The 15,890-nt window shown below is 56.6% G+C and carries 9 protein-coding genes; all 9 read left to right on the top strand.

The genetic code is table 11. The annotated features are described in order from the left end of the window. Positions 1-10: 10 nt before the first annotated feature. The 9 genes from E9954_RS11925 to istA all read left to right on the top strand — a co-directional run bounded on the left by E9954_RS11925 (position 11) and on the right by istA (position 15,774). Complete coding sequence (locus E9954_RS11925; RefSeq protein ID WP_136079390.1) at positions 11-2,143, top strand: carbohydrate-binding protein; 2,133 nt, start codon at positions 11-13, stop codon at positions 2,141-2,143. Next, on the top strand, positions 2,133-3,203 hold the full coding sequence (locus tag E9954_RS11920; RefSeq protein ID WP_136079389.1) for a putative glycoside hydrolase: 1,071 nt from the start codon (positions 2,133-2,135) through the stop codon (positions 3,201-3,203). The genes E9954_RS11925 and E9954_RS11920 overlap by 11 nt, the downstream gene beginning before the upstream one ends. Positions 3,204-3,361: 158 nt before the next feature. Further along, positions 3,362-4,177, top strand: coding sequence for a PEP-CTERM sorting domain-containing protein (locus tag E9954_RS11915; RefSeq protein ID WP_136079388.1), 816 nt, complete (start codon positions 3,362-3,364; stop codon positions 4,175-4,177). 75 nt (positions 4,178-4,252) lie between these two features. Then, positions 4,253-6,151 (top strand): alpha/beta hydrolase family protein, encoded by a 1,899-nt coding sequence (locus E9954_RS11910; protein WP_136079387.1) that lies wholly within the window; start codon positions 4,253-4,255, stop codon positions 6,149-6,151. Positions 6,152-6,169: 18 nt separating this feature from the next. Beyond that, positions 6,170-10,357 carry an acetylxylan esterase gene (locus E9954_RS11905; protein WP_136079386.1) on the top strand — a complete coding sequence of 1,396 codons (4,188 nt, stop codon included), beginning with the start codon at positions 6,170-6,172 and terminating at the stop codon, positions 10,355-10,357. Positions 10,358-10,468: 111 nt separating this feature from the next. Further along, positions 10,469-12,790, top strand: coding sequence for a glycosyl hydrolase family 95 catalytic domain-containing protein (locus tag E9954_RS11900; protein ID WP_136079385.1), 2,322 nt, complete (start codon positions 10,469-10,471; stop codon positions 12,788-12,790). 1 nt (position 12,791) lies between these two features. Continuing rightward, positions 12,792-14,216 (top strand): alpha-L-fucosidase, encoded by a 1,425-nt coding sequence (locus E9954_RS11895; RefSeq protein ID WP_222847160.1) that lies wholly within the window; start codon positions 12,792-12,794, stop codon positions 14,214-14,216. A gap of 11 nt (positions 14,217-14,227) precedes the next feature. Next, a complete protein-coding gene (locus tag E9954_RS11890; RefSeq protein WP_136079384.1) occupies positions 14,228-14,635 on the top strand; it encodes a sugar-binding domain-containing protein in 408 nt (135 codons plus the stop codon). A gap of 140 nt (positions 14,636-14,775) precedes the next feature. Next, positions 14,776-15,774 (top strand): IS21 family transposase, encoded by a 999-nt coding sequence (istA, locus tag E9954_RS11885; protein ID WP_136079383.1) that lies wholly within the window; start codon positions 14,776-14,778, stop codon positions 15,772-15,774. The last annotated feature ends 116 nt before the right edge of the window (positions 15,775-15,890 follow it).

The raw sequence follows: 15,890 nt of genomic DNA, 5'->3' as shown, positions 1-15,890 counted from the left end.
GGGGGATACGATGAAAACCAATCTTTATATTTTAGTGCTGTTGGGGATCAGCTCCTGTGTGAATGCCGCGACCATCTATCAGACCGACGGGCACGACATGGGGGAAAGCTGGAACACGGCCGCCAAATGGTCGGACGGTCTGGCCCCTTCAAACATCAATGCCTATGTAAATGATCTGGGCGATAAAACGCGCACGCCCGGCGAGGGCGGCACCTTTGCCGGCGAATCGCTGACGCTGTCCAACGGTTCCTCGCTGACCCTGAAAAATGGAGGCAGTTTTACCTCGGTTAATCTGGTCATGCACGATGGAACCTCGATGGCGAACGGGGGCGGGGGCACCGCAAAACTGGACGGCTCGCTGAGCGGTTCCGGAGCCATTGAATTAAACACCAGTTATGCGAGCAGAACGATCCAGCTGGATGTCCTGATGGTTCCCGGCAACACGATTGCATCGGTGGGTATTGTCGGTGAAGGCACCGTGAGCATTGAAAACTCCGCGAATACCTTTTCCGGCGTGTGGAATGTTGAAGCGGGCACGCTGAAAGGCGATGGATTCGGCGACGGCGATTTCAATGTGTCGTCGAACGGGATGCTCGATTTTGACGGCAACCATTTCAGCACCAGCTCCGTCCTGGTGGTTGAAAACGGGGGGACATTGCTGCTGGATCAAAACGTGGTGCTCTATTCGGCAGAACTCCGGGGCGTTGCACTGCCTCTCGGCACCCACTTCTGTTCCGACCTGAAGGCACACCCCACCTACGGCGCGGCCATTGATCCGGCCTCGCCGGATTCGGCAACGCTGACCGTTACCCTCGGTTCGATCGAGTCGCTTACCAAACTGGAAGCCGAGGAAATGACGCTGACCGGCTACGCCGCCGAAGCGAACGTCGATGCGTCCGGTGGCCAGCTGGTTCGGTTAACCGGTTCCGAGGGATCGGCCGAAGGGCTGCTGATTGGGTTCGAGGATGGCTATTACGATCTAAAGGTCGGCTATTTTGACGAGACCGATGGCCGCGCGGCATTCAAGGTCTATTTGAACGATCAACTGCTGGATTCCTGGCTGGCAGACCGCCGCCTGGGCAGCTCCGACCCGGCATCCATCAACGTTATGGAACGCACCATCCGGCGGGTCTACCTCAGCTCCGGCGATAGAATCGAAGTGTTCGGGCAGGCCGACGGCGGGGAAGGGGCCAGCATCGATTATGTCCGGTTTGTCGAGGCCCCGGCAGCAGTTGCGGACAACTACATGATCTGGGCTTCCGATGGTTCGATCACCAACCTGGTGCTGAATGGCATCGAACATCTGGATGCATCGGAGGAGTCGGGCGCTATTCAACGCCACTTCAATGGCTGGACGGTTTCATCCTCAACCATGGTCATGAAAGACATCCGCGATTCCATTGTCGATCTGGAGTATCCATTTACAACCTGGAAAAAACACATCCGCTGCATCTTTCGCATGGATGCCCACGAGCATCATGTGGCCCTGCGCCTGCTCGATGTGGCGGGCATTCCGAAAGACGATCCGTCACGGAGCATACGCGTCGAGATACCGTTCCTTTCATCGCTGGGTTATCAGGCGCTGGATACCAACATCGCCGCATCCGTAAGCAGCGGCACACTGCTCATCGATTGGCCGCATCTGGCGGCCCGCAACCTGATCGCCGGCGGGCAGATCGCCCTCTATGCCACGGCGGACGCCGCGGCGGCCCAGGCCGAGATCGAGCAGCTTTACACGGATAACGGGAAACTCGATCCCTACTATGACTGGATCGACACGTTTCCAAACCTTGGAAACTCCGACCTCTTCGCCGATCCGGACGGCGATGGCCTCAACAATCTGACCGAATATGCCCTCGGCGGAGTTCCAACCCTTGGAAACGATGGGGTCGATCCCTCCCACGCGGTTGCCGGTGATGATTTTGAAATCCAGTACAACCGCCGCCGCGATGCCGCCTCCCGCGGCCTGACCTACACGGTCAAAGCCACCGACGATCTGGGCGATGGCATGTGGAGCACCGACGGCATTTCGGATGCCGGTTCCGGAATCATCGATACTGATTTCGAGAGCGTCACCAACACGGTTCCAACCCTTGGAACAACGAATCAATTCCTGAAACTGGAGATCGGCATTGAAAAGTAATCTGAACCAGTGTTGCCTTTTTGCAGGCATTGTTGTGCTTTCGATATTCAAGGCATCTGCTGCCCAGTCCGAACCCTGCTATGCCGGTGAATGGCACAAGACGCGCCTTTACGGCCATTCGTACAGCGGGGATGGTTTTTCGGAGGAGCAATATGCATGGATTCGCGGCAACTTTGAATATTTCACCATCGAAAAGCCGCACATGCGTTCCGTTTATCCGGATCCGTCCCATGAAAAAACCAGCCATCTGACTGCGGCGCGATTGGTAAAAAACAATCCGCGTTGCAAGCCGATCATGATCTATAGCATTGGGGCGGCCTATCCAAAGTGGTTCGAGTCCGAGGCCAAGGCGTTTGTGGAGCATCCGGAATATTTCATTTGCGATGACCGCGGCGCGCCGACTCACCTGAACCTTCCCCTCAGAGCGGAAAACGACTGGTATGTGGAGACCGCTAACCGCAACTGCGCCGAAAGCGATCTTCACGGCATCTTTATCGATGGCTGGCGCACGGCTGTGCGGAAGCATAAGCCCAATGTATCCTACATTACGTCAAAAATGACCGGCTTCAGGTTGATCAATGGGTTCATCTTGAACCGGGCTCGCGACGGCATGTATGACGGAATCGGGATGCTGGATAATGTGGACGGGGTGTTTATCGATAGCTGGTTCCGTCATACCTGCGACAGTGTCACCGCCGGCGAAACCATGATCGACACCTGCCTGCAGGTTCCGGAGGACAAGATGTTCGTCTGTTTTTCGGCCCATGACGGATGGAGCAAGACCCACGAATTCAGCCACGCGGCCTATCTCATTGTCGCGCACGACAAGGCCTACTACCGCTGGGTGGATGAGGGGCAGCATCTCTGGAGCCAGGAGTCGCTGATGACGTGGCACGATGATTTCGGCAAGAGGATCGGTAGGCCGTTGGGCAAGGCCTCCAAAAAAGGCTATGCCTACCACCGCGAGTTTGAGTTCTGCACCGTCGATATCGACCTCGAAAAGAAGACCTCGTCCATTGTCTGGAAGCCGATCGGCACTCGGGACAAATCCAAGAAATAATCGGATCGGGAAGGGCGCAGCATCGTGCGACTCAAAGCGCGGGCCTCCTCTAAACGTAGGATGTGATTGCTTTGGGATCTGTGTAGAATGCATTAGCAAATTGGGGAAGGCCGGTGTTTGTTCGCCGGTCTGGGTACACCGAAAAAAAAGGAAAAGAAATGAAGAAACAATTAGCGATTCTGACAACACTGGCTCTTACAGTTGCTTTGGCGCAGGCTTCTGTCGTAGCTCATGGATCGACCACAATGCTGTCGTCCAGCCAGAACGACACGGGTTCAGCGGTAATTAATCTGACTGCGGGCAGTGCGACTGCTGGCGGAACCTCGGTTACTACATTCACATTGGGAGACGGAACGGTTTCGGAGTACCTTTTCGTTAATGCAGTGGGCGAAAATGACAGTACCGCTGGCTCATTGAATGTTTATGCGTCTGCTGGATCTTCCATCTCAACACCGACTTATCCCGTAGCCTCATTAGGCGGTAACAAGTCGAATGTGGCATTAACCTTACCCGATGGCTCTACGGTATTTGCAGCGGACACCGGTGCGAATGCATCGGATGCGGCCGGCACGATCCAAACGTCCGGTTACAAGTCGGGGACGGTTTATTTTATCTTCGGCACCTCTGCTGATTTTGCACAGGTGGCTTTTGGTGGTCAGCTTTCCGGTTTTCTTGGATCGGGGGATTCGGTGAGTGACCCTGACCATGCAGATATCTCGGAATTTGACTTTACCGGGACGACAGTTGGAGGCAATGGAACTGCAATAGCCGCATTTACCTTTGACAACGTTACGGATAACTATGCCGACACGTTGCTGGATTATCGGGCGATCAACACCGACCTCGATGGTTCCCGTGCACGGTTTTATGGAGTCGTACTTGATGGTGTAGCCATTCCGGAACCGGCCACGCTCGGCCTGGTTGCGGCATTCGGCGGTGGCGTCCTGTTCATCCGTCGCAGATTCATGATGTAGGAACTCGAATGGTATTTAGGCCAGAAAAAGCCTCGGGGGAACACCCGGGGCTTTTTGGTGTAGTCGGGATGTGAAATGAAAAAAAAGACGTTTATTTTGATGGGGATCCTCTCGGGGATGGTGGCTTTTTCATTTGGTGCAGGAGCATCTGCTGCGGTTATGACACCGCCGGACATCTGGGCAGGGTATGATCCGAGAGCGGAGCCGCTGGCCGAAGAAATTCTGAAGGCTTGGGAAGAAGACGGCATCTCCTACAAGGAGGTCTATTTTAACGGCGAAAAATTCGATGGAGAATATGTCCGGATCTATGGCATCTATGCCGCGCCGACCGGCGGCAAGGATTTGCCGGGCCTGCTCCATATCCACGGCGGCGGCCAGACGGTGAACAAGGACTGGCTCAAGGTGTTTGCCGGGCGCGGATACGGGATCCTGACGATCAACTGGGGCGGCGAGTGGCCCAAACGGGAGCGCTACACCCGCTGGAACGGGGTCGAGAATGGGGATCATAAAAAGCGAACAGGCACAAAAGTAACGGAGCCGAGCCCGAGACATGATGCCTATTTTCTGTGGACGCAGGCTTCGATGCGGGCCTTGACCTATCTCGAGCGTCAACCGGAAGTGAATCCGGATAAGCTCGGGGCATACGGCATTTCCATGGGGGGAACCATCATGTGGAACCTGGCTTTTGATCCGCGCATCAAGGCGGGATGTGCCATTTATGGCGCGGGGTGGAACACCTACACGTATGATGACACGAGATATTCCATCGGCATGCCGGAGCACAAACCCAGTGAAAACGACCGGCGTTGGCGCGCTTCACTGGCACCGGAAGCATCGGCTCCTTATGTGAAGTTTCCCATGCTGTTCTTAAGCTCCTCCAACGATCGCCACGGCTATATGGATCGTGCCGAGCAGTCGCTGGATCTGATTCCGGAAGGGGTGCCGCGGGCCTGGGCGCTGACGCCGCGCCTGCGGCATCACATCGGGATGGATTTTATACATGACCTGCCCATGTGGATGGATGTGCATCTGAAAGGCGAAGGGGTTTGGCCGGCGAATCCGGACTGTCAGATCAGGCCGGGCAAGGATCAATCGCCGCTGTTTTACCTGAAACCGGATCGGCCTGAAGACGTGGTGAAGGTCGAGGTTTATTACGGGCTTGAAAATCCCTTTGCGGTGAACCGGCACTGGCGGAATGCGGAGCTCCGGAAATCAGGCGATGTCTATGTGGCCGCAACGCCGGTCATGAACGCGGATGAATACCTGTTTGCCTTTGCGAATATCACCTATCAATCGGGCGTCGTTGTTTCCAGCCCGCTGCAGGCCGTGATTCCTGAAAAGATCGGAGCCGTGGCGACCATCAAAACCCCCTCGCGGGTTTTCTGTGATGGCCAGGAAGGCGTCGACAGCTGGACGCGAAATTCGACCGGAACTGACCCGATCCCGGGAAAAATAGATAAGCGGCTCAAGGCGGTTACGGGGCCTGGCGGAAAGCCCGGTTTCACGGCCAACCGCGTGAGCCCCTTCACCTATGCACCGAGTGATCCTGAATTCCGTGCCCCGAAAGGCGCGGCGCTGCAGTTTGATATCAAGACCGAAGCCGGCGAGGATTTTTCAGTCAAACTGCACCGGAACTACTGGACGGCCGATTTTAATACCTATGCCTGCCGCGTTAAACTGGAAGGGGATTCCGGATGGCAGACCGTAACGTTGTCGCCCGATCAATTCCTGAATGAGAAAACGGACAAACCGCTGGGGGATGCCATCCATGAAGCCGGCGGGCTTGAACTTTCCCCGAAAAATAAAAAGTGGCAGGATCCGGACGTCATTTTCCGCAACTTCCGTTGGGTGGGCGGCGAGTATGTCCAGCATGTGCATGCGTATCGCAGTGAAAACGCAATGTCGGCCAGGTCGGTCACGAACAGCGATGACGCCGATCATTTGCAGGATCATGAAGCGGTGAAGCCGGAATAACCAAAGATGGGTTGGATCATGAAGAAGGTTCTAGCGGTGTTTTCAATTTGTTTGCTGGCGGCGGCCGCACCTGCGGAAGAGTTTGCAACGTTTACCTTTGACGGGGACTCGGTTTCATCGAGCGACTATTCGATCTACAGTACGGTTTCCGACTTCAATGTGGGGGTCGGTTCCATCAGCGGTGGTTTGGCCGATGCCACGGGAGCTGACACGACGCAGAGCGGGGATGTGAATCCCGCCGGAGCCGGGGCACAGTATCACTCGTTTACCGTCACGGTAACCGGGTTGGGGGCGGGCGAAACGCTGGATCTCACGTCATTAACCTACACCTACACCGTTGTGAGTCCGTTGAATATGGCCGTGGGGCTCTATTCGAGTGTCGATGGATTTGCAAACACCGCTGCCCAGCTTGATGGCGTGGATACCGGCACGGACTATTCGTCGCCGCAGACATTCAATCAGACGGTTGCTCTTTCCGGCGCAGGTTTCCAGGGATTGGAAAATTCGGAGACCATCGAGTTCCGCTTCTATCTGGCGGATGGCTCGGGTTCCCCCGGCCGCCACCACCAACTGGACGATATTGTGCTGAACAGCAATACCGAGAGTCCACAGCCGACGCCGGTCATTACCCAAACGACAACGCACGGCGCGACCACCGCGCTGGGGTGGGATACGCCATCCAGTTGGTCGGACGGACTGGCACCGTCCATCGATAAGGCCTACATCAACGACTCGCCTGGCATGCAGACGCGCTCTCCGCAGTTTGCCGACCCCGTGTTTGCCGGGGCATCGCTCACTCTGACGAATGGAGCCGCATTTATGGCCAAGCACAGCGGAACCGCCACGGTTGCCGATTTCCGCATGGCGGCCGGGTGTTCGATCGGCATGGTCAGCGGAACCGCTTTGGACGGCGGGTTGACGCTGACGGGCGACGGCACACTCTTTTTCAATGCCTCTTCTGCGAACCGGAACCTCTCCATTGATTCGTTGGTGCGTGCCGGGCCAGGGATCGAGAAGATCCAGATTTATGTCGGCGGCGACTGGGATGCAAATGCGTTCAAGAACACCGGGTTCACCTTTACCGACCCCGGCAACACGTTTGCCGGTTTGTGGGATGTGCAGGGCGGCTATCTGAAAGGTAGCGGCTTTGGCGTCGGCAGCTTCCTGGTGCATGAGTCCGGCTACCTGGACTTTGATGCCGACTTCACCGGCAATGAAAGCGACCTGACGATTCTGGCAGGCGGCCTCGTCAAACTGGATCAGGATGTGACCGTTGAAACCGCGACGATTAACGGTCAGGTAGTCTACGCAGGAACCTATGCCGGCAGCCAGTTGAAATCCCTCTATCCGGCGGCGTTTGATTCCGCCTCGTCCGATACGGCTGAACTGACCATTTTGTCTCCGCATCCCGCCGCAACCATCACATGGACGGGTTCGGACGGCGGGCAGTGGAACAACGCCTCCAGCTGGGATCTGGCCCGCGTGCCTTCGATGCTCGACACGATTCTCCTTCCGGCCGATCACGCGGTGGATGTGGGGGATGACGTAACCCTGAATGGCGGCAGTATCGATTATGCGTTAACGTCAGGCAACCACGCGCTGTCGTTTATCAACGGGGCGGATCTTGAGATTGAAAACGGCGCGGAGTTGGATCTGGTTTCCGGGCTGGTGTTGTCGGACGGTTCTGTGCTGAAGATTTCCGGCAGCGCAAACACGTTCAGCGCCTACCGGCTTGATGCGGCATCCAATTCAACGGTTCACGTGGTTGCGGATCGGGCTGGCATTACGCCGATGAGTCTGGACGACCGCCTTGTTCCGCAGCCCGGTAGCAAGCTGCTGATCGACCTGCGGGAATATGATATCGGCAATGGCGATGAGCTGACGTTGTTCGATGCCGCCCTTGCGCCCACCCAGACCTTCGGTGAGGTGGAGATCATCAGCTACCTCGATGCAACGCTCACGGGAACGTCTTCCAAGGTCTGGAAAATTTCGATGGTCACGCCCAGCATGATTCCGGTGATGGAAGGCGGTACGGCGCCCAACTCATTTGAAGAAGCTTGGGCGGGCTATGACCCAACGGCTGAGCCGCTGAATGTGGAGATCATGCGCGAGTGGACGGAAGGGGACATTACCCTGCGTGCGGTGCGCTACGACGTTGGAACCTTCACCACGCCCTTCGGCGGAACACAGGTGTCGAAGATGGCCGGGTTTTATGGTTTCCCGACCGGCGCAACGAATGCCCCGGCCATCCTGCAGATCCATGGCGGAGGCGGGCGCGCCACGCTGAATGAAGTGCGCTATGCAGCCAACAACGGCTATGCCTGCTTGTCGCAGAACTGGCTGGGCAACGACCTCGAAGGCGCCGCACCGGGCGAGGCCAATACGGAGTGGGGTTCGGTTGATGCGCGGCAGGTCTACCACCAGTCCACCTTTATCACGGTGGAGCCGGACGATAAAACCATCGACCGCGTGGCCTCGCCGCGCAACAGCAACTGGTTCCTGCTCTGTGTCGCCAACCGCCGCGGCCTGACCTTCCTGCAGCGGCAGGCGGAGACGGACGGCATCCGTCTGGCCGTCACCGGCTATTCCATGGGCGGCGAGCAGACCACCTACCTGTCCGGTGTGGATGGCCGCCTGTGGGCCGCCGCGCCGAGCGTGGGCGGTTCCGGGGAATTCACGCCGGCGGAAATCGATGCGATCGGCCTGCCCGGCTTTCATGACAATGATCCGGGGCGCACCGACCTGTCGAAGCTGGCGGTGTGCCGCGCGGCCATGCCAACCATTGCCACGCCGATCCTCTATTGGGGGCCGGCGAACGACTTCAACGCGCCGAGCGATAACCTGATGTATAACTGGGAAAACCTGATCCCGGCGTCAACGGATCGTCGCTTCTCGATTCCTCCGCACATGAGCCATCGGAATATTCCGGCAAATGAAATTACGGCGATGTTCTGGTTTAACCAGCATTTGAAAGGGGATTATACACTCCCGGATCAGCCGGAAATTACGGTGGATTTAGCCGGGGCGGAAGGGCCGGTGGTCACGGTTACGGCGGATACTTCGAAGCCGATCACCAAGGTGGAGATTTTCTATACGGTGGATGAACAGCCGCGCACCCGTTTCTGGCGCGCCGCGGTGGATGTGAAAAACGTCGGTTCCAACGTATGGAAAGGCACCTGCCGCAATATCGTGCAGGGCCAGCCGCTGATCGCCTACGCCAATGTCTTCTACGACTACGACCATACGTCCTACGCCATCGTGAACCGTGGGGATTCGACACCTTACACGGGTGACTATCTCCTGAGTTCCAACCTCAAGCAGATCCCGGCGCAGGAACTGATGGATGCAGGCTCGTCGTTCGTCGCGGACGGAAAGGCCATTTTGTGGGATGACTTTACGCGGGATTATCAGGATTGGTATCAGGTGAGCTGGAGCAGCAGTTCCGGATGGCAGGCGTATACCTTGAAACCGAAAGATCCCTTCTACAAAGGGTATCCCGGTGCCGTACTGGCCATGGACATCAAATCCGATACGCCCAAATCGTTGTTGATCGGCCTGGAGACCAACGGCCGCAAAGATATCGACAACGGCACCGAGGTAACCTATGCCGTACTGAAGAGCGTAAGCGGTTCCGGGGATTGGGAAACCATCAAGATTGACCCTTCGGAGTTCCGACCGGTCGTGGCCGGCGAAGCAACGCTTAGCGATTTCTCCCGCGTATCCTGGCTGTTTCTGAGGTCGGGCAACCTTACCGTGTATAATCCTGACGACAGTACGGAAAACCTGTCGGCATCCAACTGGACGGAAGCCGAGCGTCTCTTTGCCAACCTACGCTGGATGGTGCCGGCCTCGAGTTGGCAGTCGAAATATGGACTTTCCAATGATTGGACGGAGGATGTGGATGGCGATGGCATGAGCGCGCTCGAGGAATACGCCTTCGACTTTAATCCGCTGACGTATGATGGCCAGGGCTTCATGCCGATGTCTTTCAATACATCGGGCGAGCTGGAAGCGCAGTACCGGGAGCTGCAGGCCGATGTCGGATACAACGTTGAGGTTACAACCAATCTAGTGGGCGGTGTGTGGACAAACTCGGATGTGGCCTTCAGCACCGATGCGTCGGGCATGACGACCGGCACGGTTCCTTCAGATAAAGACGAACGCTTCATGCGCCTTAAGCTGCAGTTGGGGCCATATCGACCTTAATAAAAAGATCCGCGCATCCTCCGTTCACAGGATAGGCAGAATGATGGAGTTCCCTACACTCATGGTCTAATTGTGTTCACCCGGCGTCTTTTGCCGCGTGTAAGGTTGGCTATGAATGGTGTTGGTAAAATAAAAATTGCGGTTGCGGCCATCTGGCTGGGTGCCGCGAGTGCGGCTGTGGCGGCGGTGGATTGGGCGACCTTCCTTGCGCGGCACGATCTGGTTTGGACGGAGGCGCCGCAGGCCTGGCACGACGGCCCGTTCCTAGGCAACGGGATGCTGGGCTCGATGCTGCACCAGGTGGACGACCACACGCTGAGGATCAGCCTCGGCCGGGCGGATATGGAGGATCACCAGCCCGAGGGAACGTCGTTTATTAAACAGTCCCGCTTGCCGAACGGCTATTTTACGCTGAAAACGGTTGGGAAGATCACGGGCTTTGACGGCCGCCTCGATCTCTATAATGCGGAAACCCGAGTGACGCTGACAACGGAGAGGGGAACCGTCGATATTCTTGGACTCGTCCACAGCCAGGACATGGCCATCTTCTATGAGCTCAAACCATCCGCCGGTGAACAGGGCTTAAAACTCGATTTTGTGCCGCTACACGCCATTTCGCCTGCGCGGTTGCAAGCGGAGTTGGCCGTTGAAAAGGAGGGGGAAAAGGCGCCGAAGAGTCGGCAGGGCTGGGCCAAATCGGCCTATACATACAATCCGGATCCGGAGCTGGCCACGGTCGATGGCTATTCCGTTTCGCGGCAACCGCTGACCTGCGGCGGCGAGAACGGCACGGCGTGGTTCGTGAAAGATGGCGGCAAGGGGGCGATGCGGCTCTATGTATCCATTGAGCACAGCTATCCGGAAGCCACGGCCACAGCTGATGCGGTTGCCCATTTGAAAAAGATCGAGGCCGAGCCGTTCGAAAAGTTTATTTCCAGGCACCGGAACTGGTGGCACGACTATTACCCTCAAAGTTTCATCAGTCTCGACGACACGCGGATGGAAAGCTTTTACTGGATCCAGGTCTACAAGTTCGGTTCCGGTGCGCGGAAAGGGCGCGCGTTCATGGATACGATGGGGCCGTGGATGGTGGAAAACACGGCCTGGGCGAACGGCTGGTTTAACCTGAACACGCAGCTTTCCTACTGGTTCCTCTCCACCGCCAACCGCCTGGAGGTGGCGGAAAGCCTTTTTGCCAGGCTCGATGAAAAACTGCCGCAGCTGATTGCCAACATGCCCGATGCATGCGGCGGCGAATGCGCCGGCATGGGCTCGATTGTGCCGCAGACCTTTATCAGTCCGGTGGGGCGGGTGGGTAATGGTTTCATGGGGGAGCTGCTGTGGACGTGCCACGACTATTGGCTGATGCTGGAGCGCACGATGGATGCCGAGCGCACGACCGGGAAATTTTTTCCGCTGCTGAAAAAGTCGGTGAACACCTATCTCGGCTATATGGTGGAAGGTGATGACGGTAAATTGCATCTGCCGCCGACCCGCTCGCCGGAATATGGCGGGGGGGAGGATTGCAACTTTAACCTGGCGCTGTTCCGCTGGGGGCTGTCGACGCTGATCCAACTCGACAGGCGCTACGGCATCGGCGATCCACTGCTTCCGAAGTGGAAGGATGTGCATGCGCGGCTGGTGGATTATCCGACCAACGAAAACGGCTACATGGTCGCGAAGGATTTTCCTTTCGCGCAGTCGCACCGTCACTATTCCCACCTGATGATGATCTATCCGCTGATCGAGGTGAATTGGGATCAGCCGGAAAACCGCGGGCTGATCGAGAAGTCGGTCGATCATTGGATCAACTATCCGGGTACGGGGAATGCAGGGTATTCCTTCAGCGGCGCGGCGGCCATGTATGCCTTGATGGAAAACGGTGAAGAAGCGGCGCGCTATCTTGATGTTTTCATGCGGATGCAGGAGTTGTTCCCGAAGAGCCCGGGCAAGATCTGGTGCACGACCATGTATACCGAAACATCCCGCATCCAGCCGGTCACCGAAACCCCGCTTTCGCTGTGCGATTCCATGCAACTGATGCTGCTGCAGAGCTGGGGCGATAAGATCCGCGTGTTCCCGGCCACTCCCGATCATTGGAAAAACATCGCATTCGACGGTCTGCTGGCCAAAGGCGGGTTTGAAGTCAGCGCAAAGCGGGCGGGTGGTATCACGCAGTTTATCCGCATCAAGAGCAATGCCGGGGAGCCGTGCTTGCTGAAAACAGACATTAAGCTTGGGCGCATTGAAGGCATTCCGAAGGAAGCGGTGAAGCGCGGGGCGGACGGCACGCTGAATATTGATCTGAAGAAGGGGCAAACAGTCACCCTGTTTGCTGACGGGGTTGAAAGCCTGGTTATTGAGCCGGTCGAGACCGATTCCAGCACGTGGAACTCTTTCGGCTTGAATGAACGATACAAAAGGAACGGATAACATGAACATACAGTCATTGGCAAAACGGATGGCCCTGCTGGGGCTCATGCTGATGTTGGCGCCGATCTGCGGGGCGCAGGGCTATAATAAACCCAAGGCGGCGGGGCCGTTGAGCAACGATCCGGCACTTGAACAGGCGTTCATGGATTGGGGGCTGGGTTTGTTTGTGCATTGGTCGTTCGACTCCCAGCTGGGCTCGGTGATCAGCCATTCGATGGATAAGGCTTCGCGCGATTATCTGGATCGCTACGTCAATGAACTACCCCGAACCTTCAACCCGAAGGAATACGATCCGGACGAGTGGATGCAGCTGGCCAAGCTGATGGGGGCGAAATACATGGTGTTCACCACCAAGCACCATAGCGGGTTCTGCATGTGGGACACCAAAACCACGGACTTCGGCATCATGAACACGCCGTATGGCAAGGATATCGTGAAGGAGTATGTCGAAGCCTGCCGACGCCACGGCATCAAGGTGGGGTTCTATTATTCGCCGGAGGATTTCCATTTCCACTACACCAAGGATATTCCGGCCCGCTCCGCCGCGGAGGGCCGGAAGTATTATGATGAACTGGTGGCGCTCAGTGAAAGGCATCTGGACGAATTGCTAACCCACTACGGGTTGATTGATGTGGTTTTCCTGGACGGTGGACACGATGAGGAGCTCGCGCAGTATGTCCACAAGGTTTCTCCGAAAACACTGGTGACGCGCGGGGAGATGGTCACCCCGGAGCAGAAGCTCCCGCCGCACGCGATTCCGGGGCCGTGGGAAACCTGTTTCACGCTGGGCAACCAGTGGCAGTACAAGCCCACCAACGAAGAGTATAAGTCGGGATCCAAACTGATCAATATGCTGGTTGAAACGCGCGCCAAGGGCGGCAACCTGCTGATCAACATGGGGCCGATGCCGTCCGGCAAAATTCCCCTCGAGCAGGAGGAACGATTCCGCGAACTGGCGCTCTGGATGTTTGTGAACGATGAATCCATTCATGATATTAGACCCTGCGAAAATGTCGGTAGCAAAGAGGTGTATTACACCCAGTCCAAGGATGGAAAACAAGTCTACGCCATCCTGACCGGTTTTACGGATGACGACAATGGGCCAACGGAAACCCAGTGGGGCCGCGACCAGCGCAAGGATTTTGTGCTCAAGGAACTTAAAGCCACCCCCGAGACCACCGTTCGCATTCTGGGGCAGGAGCATCGGTTGGATAAATTCAGTTCCCGAATCGATATCGAAACCCGGTTCGAGAATACCGACGAAGGACTGGCGGTTTCGGCAAAACGGGCTCAGCGTTTGTACAACAACCGCCGCTGGCCGAACGCCGTCGTGTTGCGCTTTGAAATGTTGAGTTTAAATAATAGGGTCCACTACAGAGGTGCTGAAACAAGGCTTTTTTCTCAGTATTCTAGGTTGAATTGCTGAAAGGTTGAGTTATGCCGATTCTAAAACAAGCGTTGGGGCTGTTATGTGCCGTTTCCATGACGGGTGCTTTTTTCGGGCAGTCACTTGCGGAACTCGAAGATGAGACGTTTCTGGGGCGTAACATGACGGCTCCCCATGCGACGTTGATGCCTTATGCCAGTAAGGCATTAGCGATCGAAGGGGATCGGTACCGTTCATCAAACTGTCAGATGCTTAATGGTAAATGGCAGTTTAAGTGGTCACCGGATCCGGCCAGTCGTCCGGCGGATTTCTACAAACCGGGCTTTGATTCCAGCAATTGGAAAATAATCGATGTGCCTTCAAACTGGCAGATTCAGGGCTTTGGTATTCCGCTATACTCCAATAGACCATACCCCTTCGCGAAGAATCCTCCACGGGTAATGGATGAGCCTGTGTAAACGCCGGTTGAAAAGTGCACCGGACGGCGGGGCGGTCTAAAAGTGTAACACTCCAACTAAAACTTCCGGATTTTCGGACGGATCGGGCAACGTGGTTGCCTAACCGTTTCGAAACCGGGAGGTAAAGGAGTGTACGAAGCATGCAATGGTGGACCGACATCAGACGAAAGGTGCTTGTTGAAGGAGTCAGTAAGCGACAGGTAAAGGCCGAGTACAGGATTCACACCAAGACGCTGGAGAAGATTCTGGCGCACCCGAAGCCTCCGGGATACCGGATGAACAAGCCGAGACCAAAGCCCATGATCGGGCCGTTTCTCGGTCGGATCGACGAGATTCTCCAGCAGGACCGGGAGTTGCCAAAAAAGCAACGGCATACGGCCAAGCGGATTTTTGATCGCCTGAAAGAGGAAGGATACACCGGCGGGTATACGCAGGTGAAGGATGCCGTGCGAAACGCCCGGGTGCGACTGAAGGATGTCTACATTCCGCTGGCCCATCGCCCCGGCGAGGCGCAGATGGATTTCGGCTATGCCCTGGCAAAAATCAACGGTCAGCTTCGGAAGGTCGCTTTTTTCGTGATGAGCCTGCCGTATTCGGATGCGGTCTATGTGCAGGCCTACGAAAAGATCTGCACGGAGGTTTTCTGGGACGGGCATGTGAGGGCCTTCGCCTTTTTCAGCAGTGTGCCATGCCGCATCAGCTACGACAACGAGCGGGTGATGGTGGCCAAGGTAATGAAGCGCCACCAACGCAAGCTCACCGACGGGTTCCTTCAGCTCCAGAGCCACTACCTGTTCAAGGAACACTTCTGCAACGTGGCCCGGGGCAACGAAAAGGGCGTGGTTGAATCGATGGTGCGCTGCACCCGCTCCAACTTCATGGTTCCGGTTCCGGAGGTCCGAAGCTTTGATGAGCTCAACCGCATGCTTGAAGAGCGTTGCCGGGAGGAGCTTGGGCGTAAACTGCGGGGCAAGGACGGAACGAAGGGGCAGTTGCTGGCCGATGAGCGTGGCCGTTTTATTGATCTGCCGGTCGTGCCGTTCGAGTCCTGCCGGGTGCGAACCTGCACCGCCAGCTCCTTGTCGCTCGTGCGTTTCGATGGCAACGATTATTCGGTGCCCGTGCGCTGCGCCGCATAATGATGTAAATTGTGGCATTTATATGGATCTGCCTTAAAAAGGCGTTGGGGCATTCCGGTGCCTTTTCACTTTTACGGATTGGCCGTTCGAAAGGCGGATCCACGCTTCGCTAAGTT

The sequence above is a fragment of the Pontiella desulfatans genome (assembly GCF_900890425.1).
GTDB lineage: Bacteria > Verrucomicrobiota > Kiritimatiellia > Kiritimatiellales > Pontiellaceae > Pontiella > Pontiella desulfatans.
Note: the sequence above shows the minus strand (reverse complement) of the source record. Positions and strands in the feature narration are given on the sequence as shown.

Excerpts from the sequence above, each read along its gene's own strand:
- E9954_RS11925 (WP_136079390.1), top strand. The coding sequence starts at position 11 with ATGAAAACCAATCTTTATATTTTAGTGCTGTTGGGGATCAGCTCCTGT.
- E9954_RS11915 (WP_136079388.1), top strand. The coding sequence starts at position 3,362 with ATGAAGAAACAATTAGCGATTCTGACAACACTGGCTCTTACAGTTGCT.
- E9954_RS11910 (WP_136079387.1), top strand. The coding sequence starts at position 4,253 with ATGAAAAAAAAGACGTTTATTTTGATGGGGATCCTCTCGGGGATGGTG.
- E9954_RS11905 (WP_136079386.1), top strand. The coding sequence starts at position 6,170 with ATGAAGAAGGTTCTAGCGGTGTTTTCAATTTGTTTGCTGGCGGCGGCC.
- E9954_RS11900 (WP_136079385.1), top strand. The coding sequence starts at position 10,469 with ATGAATGGTGTTGGTAAAATAAAAATTGCGGTTGCGGCCATCTGGCTG.
- E9954_RS11895 (WP_222847160.1), top strand. The coding sequence starts at position 12,792 with ATGAACATACAGTCATTGGCAAAACGGATGGCCCTGCTGGGGCTCATG.
- E9954_RS11890 (WP_136079384.1), top strand. The coding sequence starts at position 14,228 with ATGCCGATTCTAAAACAAGCGTTGGGGCTGTTATGTGCCGTTTCCATG.
- istA (WP_136079383.1), top strand. The coding sequence starts at position 14,776 with ATGCAATGGTGGACCGACATCAGACGAAAGGTGCTTGTTGAAGGAGTC.